Consider the following 16402-nt stretch of genomic DNA (forward strand, 5'->3'; position numbering starts at 1 on the left):
GAGCGGGAGACCCACACTGCCAAGGAGCTCCACATGTTCAAACGTCTTGCCCTCGCCGCCGCCGTGGTGGCCGGTTTCGCCGCCCAGGCCCACGCCGCCGACACCGAACTGACCGTCTACACCGCCCTGGAGCCGGAACAGCTGACCGCCTACAAGCAGGCCTTCGAAGCCGAGAACCCGGACATCAAGATCAAGTGGGTGCGCGACTCCACCGGCATCGTCACCGCCAAGCTGCTGGCCGAGAAGGACCGTCCGCAGGCCGACGCCGTCTGGGGCCTGGCTGCTTCCAGCCTGGCCATCCTCGATCAGCAGGGCATGCTGGAGAAATACGCGCCCAAGCACCTGGACGCCATCGGCAAGAACTACCGCGACCCGGCCAACCCGCCGGCGTGGGTCGGCATGGACGTCTGGGCCGCGACCATCTGCTTCAACACGGTCGAGGCCGAGAAGCTGGGCCTGGAGAAGCCGGTGAGCTGGCAGGACCTGACCAAGCCCGAGTACAAGGGCAAGATCGTCATGCCCAACCCGGCGTCCTCCGGCACCGGCTTCCTCGATGTCTCCGCCTGGCTGCAGACCTTCGGCGAGAAGCAGGGCTGGGCCTACATGGACGCCTTGCACGAGAACATCGGCCAGTACGTCCACTCCGGCTCCAAGCCGTGCAAGCTGGCCGCCGCCGGCGAGTTCCCGATCGGCATCTCCTTCGAGTACCCGGCCGTGCAGCTCAAGCGCCAGGGCGCGCCGCTGGACATCGTCCTGCCCAAGGAAGGCCTGGGCTGGGAAATCGAAGCCACGGGTATCGTGAAAGGCACCCAGCATGAAGCCGCCGCGAAGAAACTCGCCGACTTCTCCGCCAGCCCGAAAGCCATGGAGCTGTACAAGGAAAACTTCGCCGTGCTGGCCCAGCCGGGCATCGCCAAGCCGCAGACCGAACTGCCGGCCGACTATGAGCAGCGCCTGATCAAGAACGACTTCGCCTGGGCCTCGAAGAACCGCGACGAGATCCTCGCCGAGTGGCGCAAGCGCTATGACGGCAAGTCGGAGAAAGTGGCGCAGAAGTAAGGTTTGACACCGATGGCTCCCTCTCCCCAACCCTCTCCCTGAAGGGAGAGGGGGCTGTTCGGTGTGTTGGTTCGGTTTCAGCGTCTGCCTGTGCCTTTGATGGTTTCAGGATGAACTCAGGGTTTCTCTTCGCAGAGGAGAGCTCCCTCTCCCTTCAGGGAGAGGGCGGGGGAGAGGGGCTCTTCGCCACGCAGGAAATACCCCCATGAGCCACACCCACTGCGACGTCGCCATCGTCGGCGCCGGTATCCTCGGCCTTTCCCACGCCTATGCCGCCGCCCGTCGCGGGCTTTCCGTGCGTGTCTTCGAACGCACCGCCACTCCCCTGGGCGCCTCGATACGCAACTTCGGCCAGGCGCTGGTCACCGGCCAGCCGCCGGGCGTGATGTCCGACCTGGCACGGGCCAGCCGGCCGATCTGGGCGCAATGGGCGGAAGGCGCCGGGTTCTCCCTGCGGCGCAACGGTTCGTTGCTGTTCGCTCGCACCGAGGCCGAAGAGCATCTGCTGGAAGCCTTCTGCGCCGGCCGCGCGAAGGCGCTGGACTACCGGGTGGGCCTGCTGCGCGGCAGCGAGCTGAACGACCTCTACCAGGGGCACTTCCGCCATCACCGCGCCGCGCTGCTCGGCTTCGACGACCAGCAGCTGTATTCCCGCGAGGCGCTGCCAAGCTTGATCGACTACCTGCGCCGCGAGTATGGCGTGGCGTTCCACTTCTCCACCCTGGTGCGTGACGTCGACACCGGCGTGCTGCGCACGACGGCGGGCACCTTCACCGCCGGGCAGGTGATCGTCTGCTCCGGGCATGACTACCAGACGCTGCTGGCCGAGGCCATCGCGCCGCTGGAACCGCAGGTGTGCCGCCTGCAGATGCTGCGCGCCCGTCCGCAGGTCGACTTCGGTCTCGCCCATTCGATCCTCACCGGCCTGAGTTGCGTGCATTACGGCGCCTTCTCCGATCTGCCCGAAGCCGAGGCGGTGCGCGAGCAGATCCGCCGCGAGACACCGGAGCTGGAAGAGCAGGGCATCCACCTGCTGATCAGCCCGACGCCCCATGGCGAGCTGATCATCGGCGACTCCCACCACTACGGCAGCGATGCCGCGCCGTTCAACGCCGAGTTCGTCGACCGGCTGCTGCTGGAGCTGGCCGAGGACACCCTGGGCATGCGTGTGGAGGTGGTCGAGCGCTGGCAGGGCGTGTATGGCTCACGCGGGCCGGGGCCGTTCTCGGTGCTGCAGGCCGCCGACCGCGTCACCGCCGTGCTGATGCATACCGGCGTGGGCATGAGCATCGGTCCGGCGCTGGGCGAACGGACTGTCGCCGGCCTGTTTGGCGGAGGCCTGTCACATGGCTGTCATCCGTCGGTCATGGGCCTCTGATAACACCAGAGGGCGGGCGTGATCTGCTCTTCGTAGGAGCGAGCTTGCTCGCGAACAGTCCGTGCCGTGCGGGTTCGCGAGCTAGCTCGCTCCTACAGGGCCGGTTTCAAGCCCGCATTACGGCCTCCAGAACCGCAGCCCCATGAACCACAGCATCGTCCAGAGCCATCAGGATTCCGACCTGTTCGGCCTGCTTTATGGCTTCAGCTTCCGCCCCGACCAGCCCGGCCTGGAGATCGACTCACCCACCGCCCTGCAACGCCTGCGGGAGCCACGCGCGGCAGATGAATTCCTCTGGCTGCATTTGAACCTCGCGCACGCGGCCTGCGAGCGCTGGATGAAGTCGCACCTGGAGCTGCCCGACTACTTCTTCGAGACCCTGCGCGAAGGCTCGCGTTCCACCCGCATCGAGCATGTGGATGGCGCGCTGCTGGCGGTGGTCAACGATGTGGTGTTCGATTTCGGCAGCCGCATGTCCTCGGACGTCGCCACCCTCTGGGTCTGCGCCCGTGGCCGCCTGCTGGTCACCGCCCGTGCGCAGCCGCTGCGCTCGGTGGATACGCTGCGCTCCTCGGTGAAGCACGGCGAGCGCTTCAATTCGCCGCTGGAGCTGCTGGTTCACCTGCTGCGCGACCAGGGCGAAATCCTCACCCGCATCGTCCGCGAGACCAGCATCAGCGTGGACCGCATCGAAGACCAACTGCTGTCTTCCCGCCTCTCCGCCAGCCGCGCCGACCTGGGCGCCATGCGTCGCGTGCTGGTGCGCCTGCAACGCCTGCTGGCGCTGGAGCCGGGCTCGCTGATGCGCCTGCTCAACCGCCCGCCGGTGTGGCTGACGGAGGACGACGTGCGCGTGCTGCGCGAGGCCACCGAGGAGTTTTCCCTGGTGATCAACGACCTTACCGCGCTGGGCGAACGCATCAAGCTGCTGCAGGAAGAGATCGCCGCGAAGATCAACGAGCAGAGCAACCGCACGCTGTTCACCCTCACCGTGGTCACGGTGCTGGCGTTGCCGATCAATATCATCGCCGGCTTCTTCGGCATGAACGTCGGCGGTATTCCCTTCTCCAGCGACCCGGAGGGGTTCTGGATTCTGGTCGTGCTGGTGGCCAGCTTCACCGCCCTGGCCGGGCGCTGGGCGTTCCGCAAGCGCGACGATTACTGACCAGCGTCGGCAGGGGCACTTTGCAGGAGCAAGCGTGCTCGCGAACAACCCCGGCACCAGAGCAGCCGGTTGATACCGTTCGCGAGCAAGCTCGCTCCTACAGGTAAGGCAGGGCCCCGATTTCCGGGCAAAAAAAGACCGGCCCAATGGCCGGTCGAGGGGGAAGAATTCGTCGTCAGCGGCAGACGCGGGCGATGGCTGCCGCCAGGTGATCCAGGCGCTCGCCGTCGAGCCCGGCGATGTTGGCGCGGCCGCTGCTCACCAGGTAGATGCTGTGCTCCTCGCGCAGGATGCGCACCTGCTCGGCCTGCAGGCCGGTGTAGGAGAACATGCCGCGCTGGAGGGCGATGTGTGCGAAGCGCTCCGCCAGCCCGTGGGGGCGCAGGGCTTCCACCAGGCCGACGCGCAGGTCGGCGATGCGCCCGCGCATGCCGTCCAGCTCGTCCAGCCAGAGGTTCTTCAGTTCCGGGTCGCCCAGGATGGTGGCGACCACTTCCGCGCCGTGTGCCGGCGGGGTGGACCACAGGTTGCGGGCGAACAGCGCCAGCTGGCTGCGGATGTCGGTGAGCTTGTCGGCGTTCTCGGCGCAGACGATCAGCGCGCCGACGCGGTCGCGGTAGAGGCCGAAGTTCTTCGAGCAGGAGCTGGTGATCAGCACCTCCGGCAGGCTCTGGGCGAACAGGCGCACGGAGTAGGCGTCCTCTTCCAGCCCGTCGCCCAAGCCCTGGTAGGCGAAATCCAGCAGCGGCAGCAGTTCGCGGCGGCGGACGATCTCCAGCACGCGCTGCCACTGCGTGTGATCGAGGTCGAAGCCGGTGGGGTTGTGGCAGCAGGCATGCAGCAGCACCACGTCGCCCTGGGGGATCTTCTCCAGCATGGCGAACATGGCGTCCGCGTCGAGGCGATTGTCCGCGCCGACGTAGGGGTAGTGCTTGATCGGCACGCCGGCGGCGGCGAACAGCGTTTCGTGGATCGGCCAGGTCGGGTCGCTCAGCCAGATGTTCTTGCCCGGCAGGCAGTGGGCGATGAACTCCGCCGCCAGGCGCAGGGCGCCGGTGCCGCCGGGCGTCTGCGTGGCATCGGCGCGGGAGTCGGCCAGCAGCGGCGAGGTGACGCCCAGTACCAGCTCGCACAGGCGCGCGGCGAACAGTGCATCTCCGTGGCTACCGACGTAGCTCTTGGTCGTCTCGCTGTCCACCAGGCGCTGTTCGGCGAGCTTCACCGCGCGCGGGATCGGCGTGAGGCCCTGGGCGTCCTTGTAGACGCCCACGCCAAGGTCGAGCCGCGCGGGATTGGGGTCCGCCCGGTAGGCTTCGAGCAGGCCCAGGATCGGGTCGCCCGGTACGCGGGTGACCTTGGCGAAATGGCTCATTTGCGTCCCTCTGCTTTCGCGGCCAGCTCGTCGGTGCGTGCGGCCATGATGAAGTCGTTACGGTGCAGGCCCTTGAGCTCGTGGCTCCACCAGGTGACGGTGACCTTGCCCCATTGGGTCAGCAGGTCGGGGTGGTGGCCTTCTTCCTCGGCAATGGCGCCCACCGCGTTGGTGAAGGCCAGGGCGTGCCTGAAGTTCTTGAACAGGAAGACCCGCTCCAGTTCCATGTGATTGTCGCGGACCTCGATGTTCCAGTCCGGAATCTGCTTGATCAGCACCGCCAGTTCTTCGTCGGACACCTTCGGGGCGTCGGCGCGGCAGGCTTCGCAATGGGCTTGGGTGAGTGCGGTCATCAAAGGTTCTCCTTGTCGTGGGGTGGCATAGGAGTGCGCCCGCGAACCATCTTAGGCTCGCGAGCCTGTCTCATCCTAGGCACAGATGGGATCGATTGCAGCGGATCAGGCGGCCTGCTTCGGCGGAAACTTCGGCGCGTGCAGGCCCAGGCGCATGGCTTCGCGCACCAGCGCCATGATGTCCTCATGGGCCAGGTCGAACAGGCGCTTGAGCTCGGGCAGCACGAAATACAGGGGCTGCAGGATGTCAATGCGGTACGGCGTGCGCATGCATTCCAGCGGGTCGAAGGCCTTGTGCTCGGGTTCGCCGGAGAGGCTGTAGACCGTCTCCTTGGGCGACGAGAGGATACCTCCGCCGTAGATGCGCAGGCCCTGCGGGGTATCCAGCAGGCCAAATTCGATGGTCATCCAGTAGAGGCGGGCGAGGAATACCCGTTCCTCCTTGCTGGCGGCCAGGCCGAGCTTGCCGTAGGTGTGGGTGAACTCGGCGAACCAGGGGTTGGTGAGCAGCGGGCAGTGGCCGAATATCTCGTGGAAGATGTCCGGCTCCTGCAGGTAGTCCAGCTCTTCCGGGGTGCGGATGAAGGTGGCGACGGGGAACTGCTGGCTGGCCAGCAGTTCGAAGAAGGTCTGGAAGGGGATCAGCGCCGGCACCCGCGCCACACGCCAGCCGGTGGCGGCCTGGAGCACCCGGTTGACTTCGCCCAGTTGCGGGATGCGCTCATGGGGCAGTCCGAGCTGCTCGATGCCGTCCAGGTATTCCTGACAAGCGCGGCCCTCGATCACTTTCAATTGACGGGTGATCAGGGTGTTCCAGACCTGATGCTCGGTTTCCGGATAGTGGATGAAACCGTCTTCGTCAGGTTGGCGGGCCACGTACTGCGTTGTCTTCATGGAGCCTCCGGCGTCGAGCTGCCTGTTCTTGTGATGACTCACAAATAGCGCGGCGCGTGCCGGCGAACAGCCCCCTCGGTGCGGCTCTGGCAAGCACCATGCGCGGTAATTCGTAAAGAAATAATTACGCTGCGCGGCGAGCGCACCCGGCAATGGCTTGAAGGTGCGGTCATCTGTCACATATTCTTGACGGTAAATTCCGGCCAACTGGCGAAAATCCGTGCCGGAGCGCCCACCACAATGACAACCACGGGCCCGCCATGCGCATCAAAGTGCACTGCCAGAACCGCGTCGGCATCCTGCGCGACATCCTCAACCTGCTGGTCGACTACGGCATCAACGTCAATCGCGGCGAGGTCGGCGGCGAGCAGGGCAACGCCATCTACCTGCTGTGCCCGAACCTCATCAACCTGCAGTTCCAGTCGCTCAAGCCCAAGCTCGAAGCGGTGCCCGGTGTCTTCGGCGTCAAGCGCGTCGGCCTGATGCCCAGCGAGCGCCGTCACCTGGAATTGAATGCGCTGCTGGCGGCGCTGGAATTCCCGGTGCTGTCCATCGACATGGCCGGGCAGATAGTCGCGGGCAACCGCGCCGCCGCCCAGTTGCTGGGCGTTCGCGTCGACGAAGTGCCGGGCATACCGCTGTCGCGCTACGTCGAGGACCTCGACCTGCCGGAACTGGTGCGGGCCAACAAGGCACGCATCAATGGCCTGCGGGTGAAGGTGAAGGGCGATGTGTTCCTCGCCGACATCGCGCCGCTGCAGACTGAACACGACGAAAGCGAAGCATTGGCCGGCGCCGTGCTCACCCTGCACCGTGCCGACCGCGTCGGCGAGCGCATCTACAACGTACGGCGCCTGGAGCTGCGCGGCTTCGACAGCATCTTCCAGAGTTCGCGGGTGATGGCTGCCGTGGTGCGCGAGGCACGTCGCATGGCGCCGCTGGACGCGCCACTGCTGATCGAAGGCGAGACCGGCACCGGCAAGGAGCTGCTGGCCCGCGCCTGCCACCTCGCCAGCCCGCGCGGGCAGTCGCCATTCATGGCGCTGAACTGCGCCGGCCTGCCCGAATCCATGGCCGAGACCGAACTGTTCGGCTACGGCCCCGGCGCCTTTGAGGGCGCGCGCCCGGAAGGCAAGCTCGGCCTGCTGGAGCTGACCGCCGGCGGCACGCTGTTCCTCGACGGTGTCGGCGAGATGAGCCCGCGCCTGCAGGCCAAGCTGTTGCGCTTCCTGCAGGACGGCTGCTTCCGCCGCGTGGGCAGCGACGAGGAGGTGTACCTGGATGTGCGGGTGATCTGCGCGACCCAGGTGGACCTGTCCGAGCTCTGCACCAAGGGCGAATTCCGCCAGGACCTCTACCACCGTCTCAACGTGCTGTCGCTGCACATTCCGCCGCTGCGCGAATGCCTGGACGGCCTGGAGCCGCTGGTGGAGCACTTCCTCGACCAGGCCAGCCGGCAGATCGGCTGTGCGCTGCCCAAGCTCTCGCCGCAGGCACTGGATCGCCTGGGCCGCTACCACTGGCCGGGTAACGTACGGCAGCTGGAGAACGCGCTGTTCCAGGCGGTCTCGCTGTGCGAAGGCGGCACCATCCGCCCCGAGCACATCCGCCTGCCGGACTATGGCGCACCGCATCCGCTGGGGGATTTCTCCCTGGAAGGCGGGCTGGATGCCATCGTCGGGCGGTTCGAGAGGGCCGTTCTGGAGCGGCTCTATCGAGAACATCCGAGCAGCCGGCAACTGGGCAAGCGCCTGGGGGTGTCGCACACCACCATTGCCAACAAGTTGCGGCAGCATGGGTTGGGACAGAACGAGGAGTCCTGACCGCGCTCCCCTGTAGGGGCGAGCCCTGCCTGCGATCCGCCGGAAAGGCCAGCGCACTGTGACTTGGGTGTTTCTGCGTCGCTTCGGCGTACGCATGACCTTTGTGTTTCGCCCCCTCGGGCGAGTTACTTTGCCAAGCGACGCAAAGTAACCAAAGGTCTTGCCCCTCCATCCGGTTTTTCGCTTAGGCGAAAAATCCCCTCGTTGGATCGAAGTTTCAGGGGCACGCCACGACGGGCCATCCCTGGCCCATCGTGGATCTCGCGGCATCCATGCCGCTCAACCCCTGAAACTCCAATCCAACGAGGCCTCCTGAAAGGGGCCGTCTGGTGCGTGCGGATGTTTCTCTGGAATACTTCACGTGGCAGCATGACGTACTTCGCGTAGAGATCTTATCCGCGATCCGTTCTTAGGGTTGCGGGACTTCTGTCACCAGGTCCTGGGCCGGTACCCCTTCACGCAAGCCCGTACCTCATCGTCGATCACATTCCCCGGCTTGATGCAGTCGGACAGCTTACGTGGGCTGTCGCTATAGGGCGAGGCCGCGGGCGCCGCGCCGACTTCGGTCGGAGAAAGGCCCAGCCGGCTTTGCAGCACCACCCAGCGCTCCGCCAGCCAGGCATGGCTGGCCGGATCGCGCCACAGGGCGGTGCCGGCGGCGAGGATCAGCAACGGAACGAGAAACCACAGCAGCGGCTTGACCAGCATCCGCCAGTTGCGTTTCGGGCCTTCGGGCGGCGTCTGCCGGTTCTGTTGCCGGACCTGCTCCCAGTAATAGTCGCGATCGCGGTCGCTCATCGAATGTCATTCCGCCGGGTGGATGACTGAAGAGTAATGGCTGGCGCGGCCCGCGGCGAGGCGCGATCAGCGGTCCTTGTGACGGGCTTCGCGCAGCACCATATTGGTCTGCATGACTGCCCCTCGAACCTCTTCCCGCGCCCGGCGAGCCGATGTGCTGACCGCTTTCCATCCGGCGGTGGCCGGCTGGTTCCGTGCGCACTTTTCCGCGCCGACCCAGGCGCAGATCGAGGCCTGGCCGGCGATCCAGGCCGGGGAATCGACGCTGGTGGCGGCGCCCACCGGGTCAGGCAAGACGCTCACGGCGTTCCTCTCGGCCATCGACGCGCTGGTTCGCGAGGGACTGGCGAACGGCGGTGCGCTGCCGGACCGGACCACGGTGGTCTATGTCTCGCCGCTCAAGGCGCTGTCCAACGATATCCGCATCAACCTCGAAGAACCCCTGGCGGGCATTCGAGCGTCCCTCGTGGAGCGGGGCCTGCCGGAAGTGGACATCCGCACCGCGGTGCGTACGGGCGACACGACGTCCAGCGAGCGCGAGGCCATGCGCCGGCGCGTGCCGCACATCCTGGTCACCACGCCGGAATCGCTCTACGTACTGCTCGGCTCGGAATCCGGCCGGGCCATGCTGGCCGGCGCGCGCAGCGTGATAGTCGATGAAATCCATGCCATCGCCGCGAGCAAGCGCGGCAGCCACCTGGCGCTGTCGCTGGAGCGCCTGCAGGCGCTGTGCGAGGGGCCGCTGGTGCGGATCGGCCTGTCTGCCACGCAGAAGCCCATCGAGGCGGTGGCGCGCTTCCTCGTAGGTCGTCACCAGGCCTGCCGCATCGTCGACATCGGCTATACCCGCCAGCGCGACCTGGGTCTGGAAGTGCCTGCGGCGCCGCTGGAAGCGGTGATGTCCCACGATGTCTGGGACAAGGTCTATGACCGCCTGGCCGAGCTGGCCAACCAGCACCGCACCACGCTCATCTTCGTCAACACCCGGCGTCTGTCCGAACGCATCACCCGGCACCTGGCCGAGCGCATCGGTGCCGGCTGGGTGGCGGCGCACCATGGCAGCCTGTCCAAGGAGCAGCGCCTGGGAGCCGAGCGGCGGCTCAAGGCCGGTCAGCTGCGCGTGCTGGTCGCCACCGCCTCGCTGGAATTGGGCATCGATATCGGCGACGTGGAGCTGGTCTGCCAGATCAGCTCGCCGCGCTCCATCGCGGCCTTCCTGCAGCGTGTCGGACGCTCCGGCCACAGTGTCGGCGGGACGCCCAAGGGGCGGCTGTTCCCGACCTCGCGGGACGACCTGATCGAGTGCGTGGCGCTGCTCGACAGCGTCCGTCGCAACGAGCTCGATACGTTGAGCATTCCCCATGCGCCGCTGGATGTCCTGGCCCAGCAGATCATCGCCGAGGTGGCCTGCCGGGAATGGCAGGAGGATGCGCTGTTCGTACTTTTCACCGCGGCGCAGCCCTATGCCGACCTCGACCGGGAAAGCTTCGACGCCCTGCTGCGCACCCTGGCCGAGGGTTACGCCAGCCGCAGCGGCCAGCGTGGCGCCTATCTGCACCGCGACGCCGTGCACCAGCGCCTGCGTGGCCGACGTGGCGCCAGGCTGGCGGCCGTGACCTCGGGCGGCACCATCCCCGAGTCGGGTGATTACAGCGTGGTGCTGGAACCCCAGGGGCTCAACGTCGGCACGGTGAACGAGGACTTCGCCGTGGAAAGCCTGGCCGGCGACGTGTTCCAACTGGGCAATGTCTCCTATCGCATCATGCGCGTCGAGCCGGGGCGGGTGCGGGTCGAGGACGCCCACGGCCAGCCGCCGAACATTCCTTTCTGGCTCGGCGAGGCGCCTGGGCGCAGCGACGAGTTGTCGGCCAGCGTTGCACGCCTGCGCGGACAACTGGACGAACTGCTTGCGCAGGGGCAGGACGAAGCCGAACCGCTGGCACGCGCCATCGACTGGCTGCAGGGCCAGTTGGGCCTCGGCGAGGGCGCGGCGCGGCAGTTGGTGGAGTACCTGGCGCGCGCCCGTCACGCCCTGGGCGCGCTGCCCACGCGCAGGACGCTGATTCTGGAGCGTTTCTTTGACGAGTCCGGCGGCATGCAGCTGGTTCTTCATTCGCCCTACGGCAGTCGTGTGAACCGCGCCTGGGGCCTGGCACTGCGCAAGCGCTTCTGCCGCACTTTCAATTTCGAGCTTCAGGCCGCTGCCACCGAGGACGCCATCGTTCTCTCCCTGGCCACCAGCCACAGCTTCGCGCTGGACGAAGTGTGGCGCTACCTGCACTCCCATACTGCCGAGCAGGTACTGATCCAGGCGCTGCTCGATGCGCCGCTGTTCGGCGTGCGCTGGCGCTGGAACGCCGCCACCGCGCTGGCCTTGCCGCGGTTTTCCGGTGGCCGCAAGGTACCGCCGCCGCTGCAGCGCATGCGCAGCGAAGACCTGCTGGCCTCGGTGTTCCCCGATCAGGTCGCGTGCCTGGAGAACATCGTCGGCGAGCGCGAGATTCCCGATCATCCACTGGTGGCGCAGACCCTCGACGACTGCCTGCACGAGGCCATGGACAGCGAAGGCTGGCTGGCGCTGCTGCGGCGCATGGAGCGTGGCGAAATCACCTTGTTGGCGCGCGACCTGCCGGCGCCGTCGCCGCTGGCGGCGGAAGTGTTGTCGGCCAGTCCCTACGCTTTTCTTGACGATGCGCCGCTGGAAGAGCGCCGCACCCAGGCCGTGCAGAGCCGCCGTTGGACCGACCCGGAAAGCGCCGATGACCTTGGCGCGCTGGATGCCGAAGCCATCGCCGCGGTGCGCGCCGAGGTCTGGCCGCAGGCGCGCGATGCCGATGAAATGCACGAGGCGCTGACCGGCCTGGGCGGTATCCGCGATAGCGAAGCACAGGCCAATGAGGGCTGGCCGCGGCTGCTCGACGGGTTGACCAAGGCCGGCCGGGCGACTTGCCTGCAGTTGCCCGCCGGCGCCGTTTGGGTGGCAGCGGAGCGGGTGAGCCAATGGCATGCAATACATCCGCAGGCCACGGCCGAACCCGTGCTCGACCTGCCGCCAGCGCTGCGGGAAACCTGCACGGCCGACGAGGCGCAAGTCGAACTGGTGCGGGCGCGCCTGACCGGTTTCGGCCCGCGGCGGGTGCATGAACTGGCGCAGGACCTGGGCATTTCCGCAGGCGATGCCAGCTTCGCCCTGGCCAGCCTGGAGCGGGAAGGCTACGTGCTGCGCGGGCGCTTTACACCCGGCGCCGCCGAGGAAGAATGGTGCGAGCGCCACCTGCTGGCGCGCATCCATCGTTACACGGTCAAGCGTCTGCGCCGGGAGATCGAACCGGTGGCGCGGGCGGATTTCATGCGCTTCCTGTTCGACTGGCAGCGCGTCTCTGCCGGAACGCGGACTCGCGGGGCGGAGTCGCTGGCCGGTGTGCTCAGCCAGCTGGAGGGCTTCCAGGCCGCCGCCAGCGCCTGGGAAAGCGACATCCTGCCCAGCCGTGTGGCCGACTACGGGATCAACTGGCTGGACGACCTGTGCCGCGCCGGTCGTATCGTCTGGGTGCGCCTGCCGGGCCGAACGGCGGTGAGAGGGCGGGGAGGGCCGCTGAAGAGCACGCCCATCGTGCTGCTGCCGCGCGCGCAGATGGCGCAATGGAGCATGCTTTGCGCGGGTCAAGCGGATGCCGGGCTTTCCGCCAAGGGCCACAAGGTACTGGACGTGCTCAAGGAGCACGGCGCGTCCTTCTTCGAAGAGCTGGCCAGCGACAGTCACCTGTTGCGCACGGAGCTGGAAACCGTACTGGGCGAGTTGGTAGCGGCGGGGCGGGTGAATGCCGACAGCTTCGCCGGCCTGCGCGCGTTACTGATGCCGGCGGCGCGGCGTCATCCGCAACGGCGCTCGCGCACGCCGCTGTTCGGCATGGCCGACGCCGGGCGCTGGGCTCTGCTGCGCCGCGCTTCGCTGGAGCCGGGCGCTCGGTTGCCTGTGGAAGTGCTCGAACACGTCGCCATGACCCTGCTGCGCCGCTACGGTGTGGTCTGCTGGCGCCTGCTGGACCGCGAGGCCGACTGGCTGCCGCCCTGGCGCGACCTGCTGCGGGTCTACCATCGCCTGGAAGCGCGCGGGGAAATCCGTGGCGGGCGCTTCGTCGCCGGGCTGACCGGCGAGCAGTTCGCCCTGCCCGAAGCCGTCGGCCTGCTGCGCGAGGTGCGTCGCCGCGAGGCGAACGGCGAATGGGTGGTGGTCTCCGCGGTCGACCCGCTGAACCTGGCTGGCACGCTGCTGCCGGGGCGCAAGGTGCCGGCGGTGAGCGGCAACCGTGTGCTCTACCGCGATGGCACGCCGGCGGGCGCGTTGATCGCCGGCGAAGTGGAGCTGTTCGCGGAGCTGGCGTCGGACGACCAGGCCCGCGCGCGGGAACTGCTGATTCGCCGCTGAAACCTCAGAAGCGAATACGCCCGGTGAACGCATCCTTGAGCATTACCCAGTCGCCCATCAGCGACCACAGCGGATATTTGAAGGTGGCCGGGCGGTTCTTCTCGAATACGAAGTGGCCCACCCAGGCGAAGCCGTAGCCGGCCAGCGGCATGGCCAGCAGCCACAGCCAGTGCCCGCTGAACAGGGCATAGGCGAGGATCGACAGTACCAGCAGGCTGCCCACGTAATGCAGGCGCCGGCACACGGCATTGCTGTGTTCCTGCAGGTAGTAGGGGTAGAACTCGGCAAAACTCTGGAATCGATCGGCGGTCTGGGTGCTCATGGCGCACCTCCTGTTGTTGTGATGACGCCAGTGTAGGCCGTGTCCTTCGGACTTGCGGATGACATAGGGTGCCAGTTTAGTATCCCCGTGCGCCGCACGCGCCCGAGCGAGGCGGCGCGCAAGTCCACCATAACCAGAAGAAAACGCATGCCTGAGCGTACAACCCTGTCCAGCTGGGTGCGGGGAATCGTCCAGTCCCTGGAACTGGAGGGTCTCGACAGCCGAGCGCTGTTCGCCGAACTGGGGCTGGATTTTGCTGCCCTCGACGACCCTGATGCGCGCTTTCCGCAGGATGCCATGAGCCGCCTGTGGAACCGCGCCGTGGAGCTGTCCGGCAATACGGCCATCGGCCTGAACATCGCCCGCGTGCATACCCCGGCATTTCCCGTGGTGGGCTATGCGCTGATGTCCAGCCGCAACCTGGGCGAGGGCTTCGAGCGCCTGGAGCGCTACCAGCGGATCATCGCCGAGGGCGCGGACCTGACCTTCCGCCGCCTGCCCGAGGGCTGCCTGTACCGTATCGTGGTGCATGGTGATCGCCTGCCGGTGCCACGCCAGAGCGCGGAGTGCTCGCTGGCGAGCCTGATCGCGATGCTGCGCTGGATCACCGGGCGGACGATCAAGCCGCTGCAGGTGCGCCTGGCGGGCGAGGCACCGCCGGACAGTGAACCCTACCGCGAGCTGTTCCAGGCGCCGCTGAGCTTCGGCCATGCGGACTGCGCGATGCTGTTCTCCCACGAGGACATGAGCGCGCCACTGCCCACTGCCAATGAGGAGCTGGCGCGCCTGCACGACCGTTTTGCCGGGGAATACCTGGCGCGCTTCGTCAGCAGCCGCTTCAGCCACCAGACGCGCCAGGTGCTGTGCCGCCTGCTGCCCCAGGGCGAGCCCAAGCGCGAGAGCGTGGCGCAGGCGCTGCACCTGTCCGAGCGAACCCTCCAGCGCCGTTTACAGGAAGAGGGCACGAGCTACCAGCAACTGCTCGACGATACCCGCCGCGAGCTGGCCCAGCAGTACCTCGCCACGCCGCGCATGACGCTGCTGGAGATCGCCTACCTGCTGGGGTTCTCGGAGCCAAGTAACTTCTTCCGCGCCTTCCGCCGCTGGTTCGGCAAGACGCCGGGGGAGTATCGGGAAGGGTTGTAAGCGGGCGCAACGCTCCGGCGGCTCTTCGTAGGAGCGAGCCTGCCGCAGCCGGCTAGCGTAGACGGCGCCTGGGAATGAGGGGTATCGCTGCGCTCCACACCATCCTATGGCGTATTCATCCTGCAAATTTTGTGGCAGGGACGATCAATGCCGCCAGAACGCCGGGGTGAACAGCACCAGCACGGTGATGATCTCCAGACGCCCCAGCAGCATGCCGCCGCAGAGCAGCCACTTGGCGGCATCCGGCAGCGAGGCGAAGTTGCCCGAGGGGCCGATGATCGGGCCCATGCCCGGGCCGACGCCGGCTACGGTGCTGGCCGCGCCGGTGAGCGAGGTCATCCAGTCCAGGCCGAGGAACGACAGGCCCAGCGCCAGGCCGCCGACGGTGGCGCCGAAGAAGAACGAGAAGGTCAGGATCGAGCGCACGATCTCTTCGTCCAGGCGATGGCCGTTGTAGCTCTGCTTGAGCACCGCGCGCGGGTGGATCAGCTGGTACAGGCTGGCGCGCAGCAGGGTGTAGGCCACCTGGAAGCGGAATATCTTGATACCGCCGGCGGTGGAGCCGGAACAGCCGCCGATGAAGCCCAGGTAGAAGAACAGCATGATCGAGAAGTGACCCCAAAGGCCGTAGTCGCCCAGGGCGAAACCGGTGGTCGTCATCACGGAGGTCACGTTCACCGCCACGATACGGAAGGCGTCGAACCAGGCCAGGCCCGAATTCACCGAATACCAGGTGCCCATCACCAGCCAGGTGAACACCAGCAGACCGAGGAAACCATGCACCTGGTGGTCGCGGATCAGTGCCCTGCGATTGCCGCGCAGGGTGGAGACATAGAGCACGAAGGGAATGCTGCCCAGGATCATCACCATCACCGCGACCCAGTGGACCGCCGGTTGGTGCCACTTGGCCAGCGACTGGTCGGAAGTGGAGAAGCCGCCGGTGGAGATCGCCGACATGGCGTGGTTGAGCGAGTCGAACAGGCCCATGCCGGCCCACCAGAAGGCCAGGGTACCCGCGATGGTGATGGCGACGTACACCCCGACTATGTACTTGGCCACCATGTGCGAGCGCGGCATGACCTTGTCGGAGCGGTCGGAGGATTCGGTCTGGAACAGGCGCATGCCACCGATGCGCAGCATGGGCAGGATCGCCACCGCCATGGCGATGAAGCCGATACCGCCCAGCCAGTGCAGTAGCGAGCGCCAGATGAGGATGCCCGGCGACATCTTGTCCAGCCCGGATAACACGGTCGAGCCGGTGGCGGTGATGCCCGACATGCTCTCGAAGATCGCGTCGGTGAAGCTGATGTGCCTCGCGAACATGAAGGGCAGGGAGGAGAAGAAGCAGACGATCACCCAGCTCGACACCGTGAGCATGTACATGTCCCGCGGGCGCAGGTGTACTTGCTCCGGGCGGCCGGGGATGACCAGGCCCAGGCCGCAGGTGAAGGTGATGATCGCCGACCAGATGAACGGGTGCAGCTCGTTGGCGCGGCCGTAATACAGCAAGGTGGCCATGGGGACCAGCATGGCGACCGCCAGCGTGATCACGAAGATGCCGATGATGAATCCGAGAGTACGAAGTGTCGGCAGGGCCATGCGCTGAGGTCTGAATCCTGTGGGAATCGACCATTTTACCTGCCGCCTGCCGAGAGTAAACCGC

At 66.9% G+C, this 16402-nt stretch carries 12 protein-coding genes; 6 read left to right on the plus strand and 6 right to left on the minus strand.

Going from position 1 to position 16402, the window contains the following annotated elements; translation table 11 throughout:
* The first annotated feature begins 33 nt into the window (after window positions 1-33).
* From C167_RS0105245 to C167_RS0105255, 3 genes are all read left to right on the plus strand, one after another.
* Window positions 34-1059: a putative 2-aminoethylphosphonate ABC transporter substrate-binding protein gene (locus tag C167_RS0105245; RefSeq protein WP_017517207.1), complete on the plus strand. Its 1026-nt coding sequence runs from the start codon at window positions 34-36 to the stop codon at window positions 1057-1059.
* A gap of 205 nt (window positions 1060-1264) precedes the next feature.
* Complete coding sequence (locus tag C167_RS32235) at window positions 1265-2437, plus strand: TIGR03364 family FAD-dependent oxidoreductase (RefSeq protein ID WP_017517208.1); 1173 nt, start codon at window positions 1265-1267, stop codon at window positions 2435-2437.
* A 142-nt stretch (window positions 2438-2579) separates the two neighbouring features.
* The gene (locus tag C167_RS0105255; protein ID WP_017517209.1) at window positions 2580-3602 is read left to right on the plus strand and encodes a transporter; all 1023 of its coding nucleotides are present in this window, start codon (window positions 2580-2582) and stop codon (window positions 3600-3602) included.
* A gap of 175 nt (window positions 3603-3777) precedes the next feature.
* Here the strand turns inward: C167_RS0105255 and C167_RS0105260 are convergent, their stop codons facing one another.
* The 3 genes from C167_RS0105260 to phhA form a co-directional block, all read right to left on the minus strand.
* The gene (locus C167_RS0105260; protein ID WP_017517210.1) at window positions 3778-4974 is read right to left on the minus strand and encodes an amino acid aminotransferase; all 1197 of its coding nucleotides are present in this window, start codon (window positions 4972-4974) and stop codon (window positions 3778-3780) included.
* Entirely contained in the window at window positions 4971-5327 is a 357-nt protein-coding gene (locus C167_RS0105265; protein ID WP_017517211.1) for a 4a-hydroxytetrahydrobiopterin dehydratase, read from the minus strand. Before C167_RS0105265 ends, C167_RS0105260 begins: the two co-directional genes overlap by 4 nt.
* A 105-nt stretch (window positions 5328-5432) precedes the next feature.
* The gene (phhA, locus tag C167_RS0105270) at window positions 5433-6221 is read right to left on the minus strand and encodes a phenylalanine 4-monooxygenase (protein ID WP_017517212.1); all 789 of its coding nucleotides are present in this window, start codon (window positions 6219-6221) and stop codon (window positions 5433-5435) included.
* 260 nt (window positions 6222-6481) lie between these two features.
* Between phhA and C167_RS0105275 the strand changes: the two genes are divergently transcribed.
* Window positions 6482-8044: a sigma-54-dependent phenylalanine hydroxylase transcriptional regulator PhhR gene (locus C167_RS0105275; RefSeq protein WP_017517213.1), complete on the plus strand. Its 1563-nt coding sequence runs from the start codon at window positions 6482-6484 to the stop codon at window positions 8042-8044.
* A gap of 429 nt (window positions 8045-8473) precedes the next feature.
* Here C167_RS0105275 and C167_RS0105280 read toward each other — a convergent pair whose 3' ends face one another.
* Window positions 8474-8842 carry a hypothetical protein gene (locus tag C167_RS0105280; RefSeq protein WP_017517214.1) on the minus strand — a complete coding sequence of 123 codons (369 nt, stop codon included), beginning with the start codon at window positions 8840-8842 and terminating at the stop codon, window positions 8474-8476.
* A gap of 112 nt (window positions 8843-8954) precedes the next feature.
* Between C167_RS0105280 and C167_RS0105285 the strand changes: the two genes are divergently transcribed.
* Complete coding sequence (locus C167_RS0105285; RefSeq protein ID WP_026078819.1) at window positions 8955-13271, plus strand: DEAD/DEAH box helicase; 4317 nt, start codon at window positions 8955-8957, stop codon at window positions 13269-13271.
* Window positions 13272-13275: 4 nt separating this feature from the next.
* On the opposite strand, the gene C167_RS0105290 is transcribed toward C167_RS0105285, so the two are convergent.
* Window positions 13276-13593 carry an Mpo1-like protein gene (locus C167_RS0105290; protein ID WP_017517216.1) on the minus strand — a complete coding sequence of 106 codons (318 nt, stop codon included), beginning with the start codon at window positions 13591-13593 and terminating at the stop codon, window positions 13276-13278.
* 147 nt (window positions 13594-13740) lie between these two features.
* Between C167_RS0105290 and C167_RS0105295 the strand changes: the two genes are divergently transcribed.
* Entirely contained in the window at window positions 13741-14739 is a 999-nt protein-coding gene (locus tag C167_RS0105295; RefSeq protein ID WP_017517217.1) for an AraC family transcriptional regulator, read from the plus strand.
* A 144-nt stretch (window positions 14740-14883) separates the two neighbouring features.
* Here C167_RS0105295 and C167_RS0105300 read toward each other — a convergent pair whose 3' ends face one another.
* Window positions 14884-16338 carry a TrkH family potassium uptake protein gene (locus C167_RS0105300; protein WP_017517218.1) on the minus strand — a complete coding sequence of 485 codons (1455 nt, stop codon included), beginning with the start codon at window positions 16336-16338 and terminating at the stop codon, window positions 14884-14886.
* Window positions 16339-16402 lie beyond the last annotated feature (64 nt).

Origin of the sequence: Pseudomonas nitroreducens TX1, assembly GCF_000313755.1 — a bacterium.
GTDB classification, from domain to species: domain Bacteria; phylum Pseudomonadota; class Gammaproteobacteria; order Pseudomonadales; family Pseudomonadaceae; genus Pseudomonas; species Pseudomonas nitroreducens_A.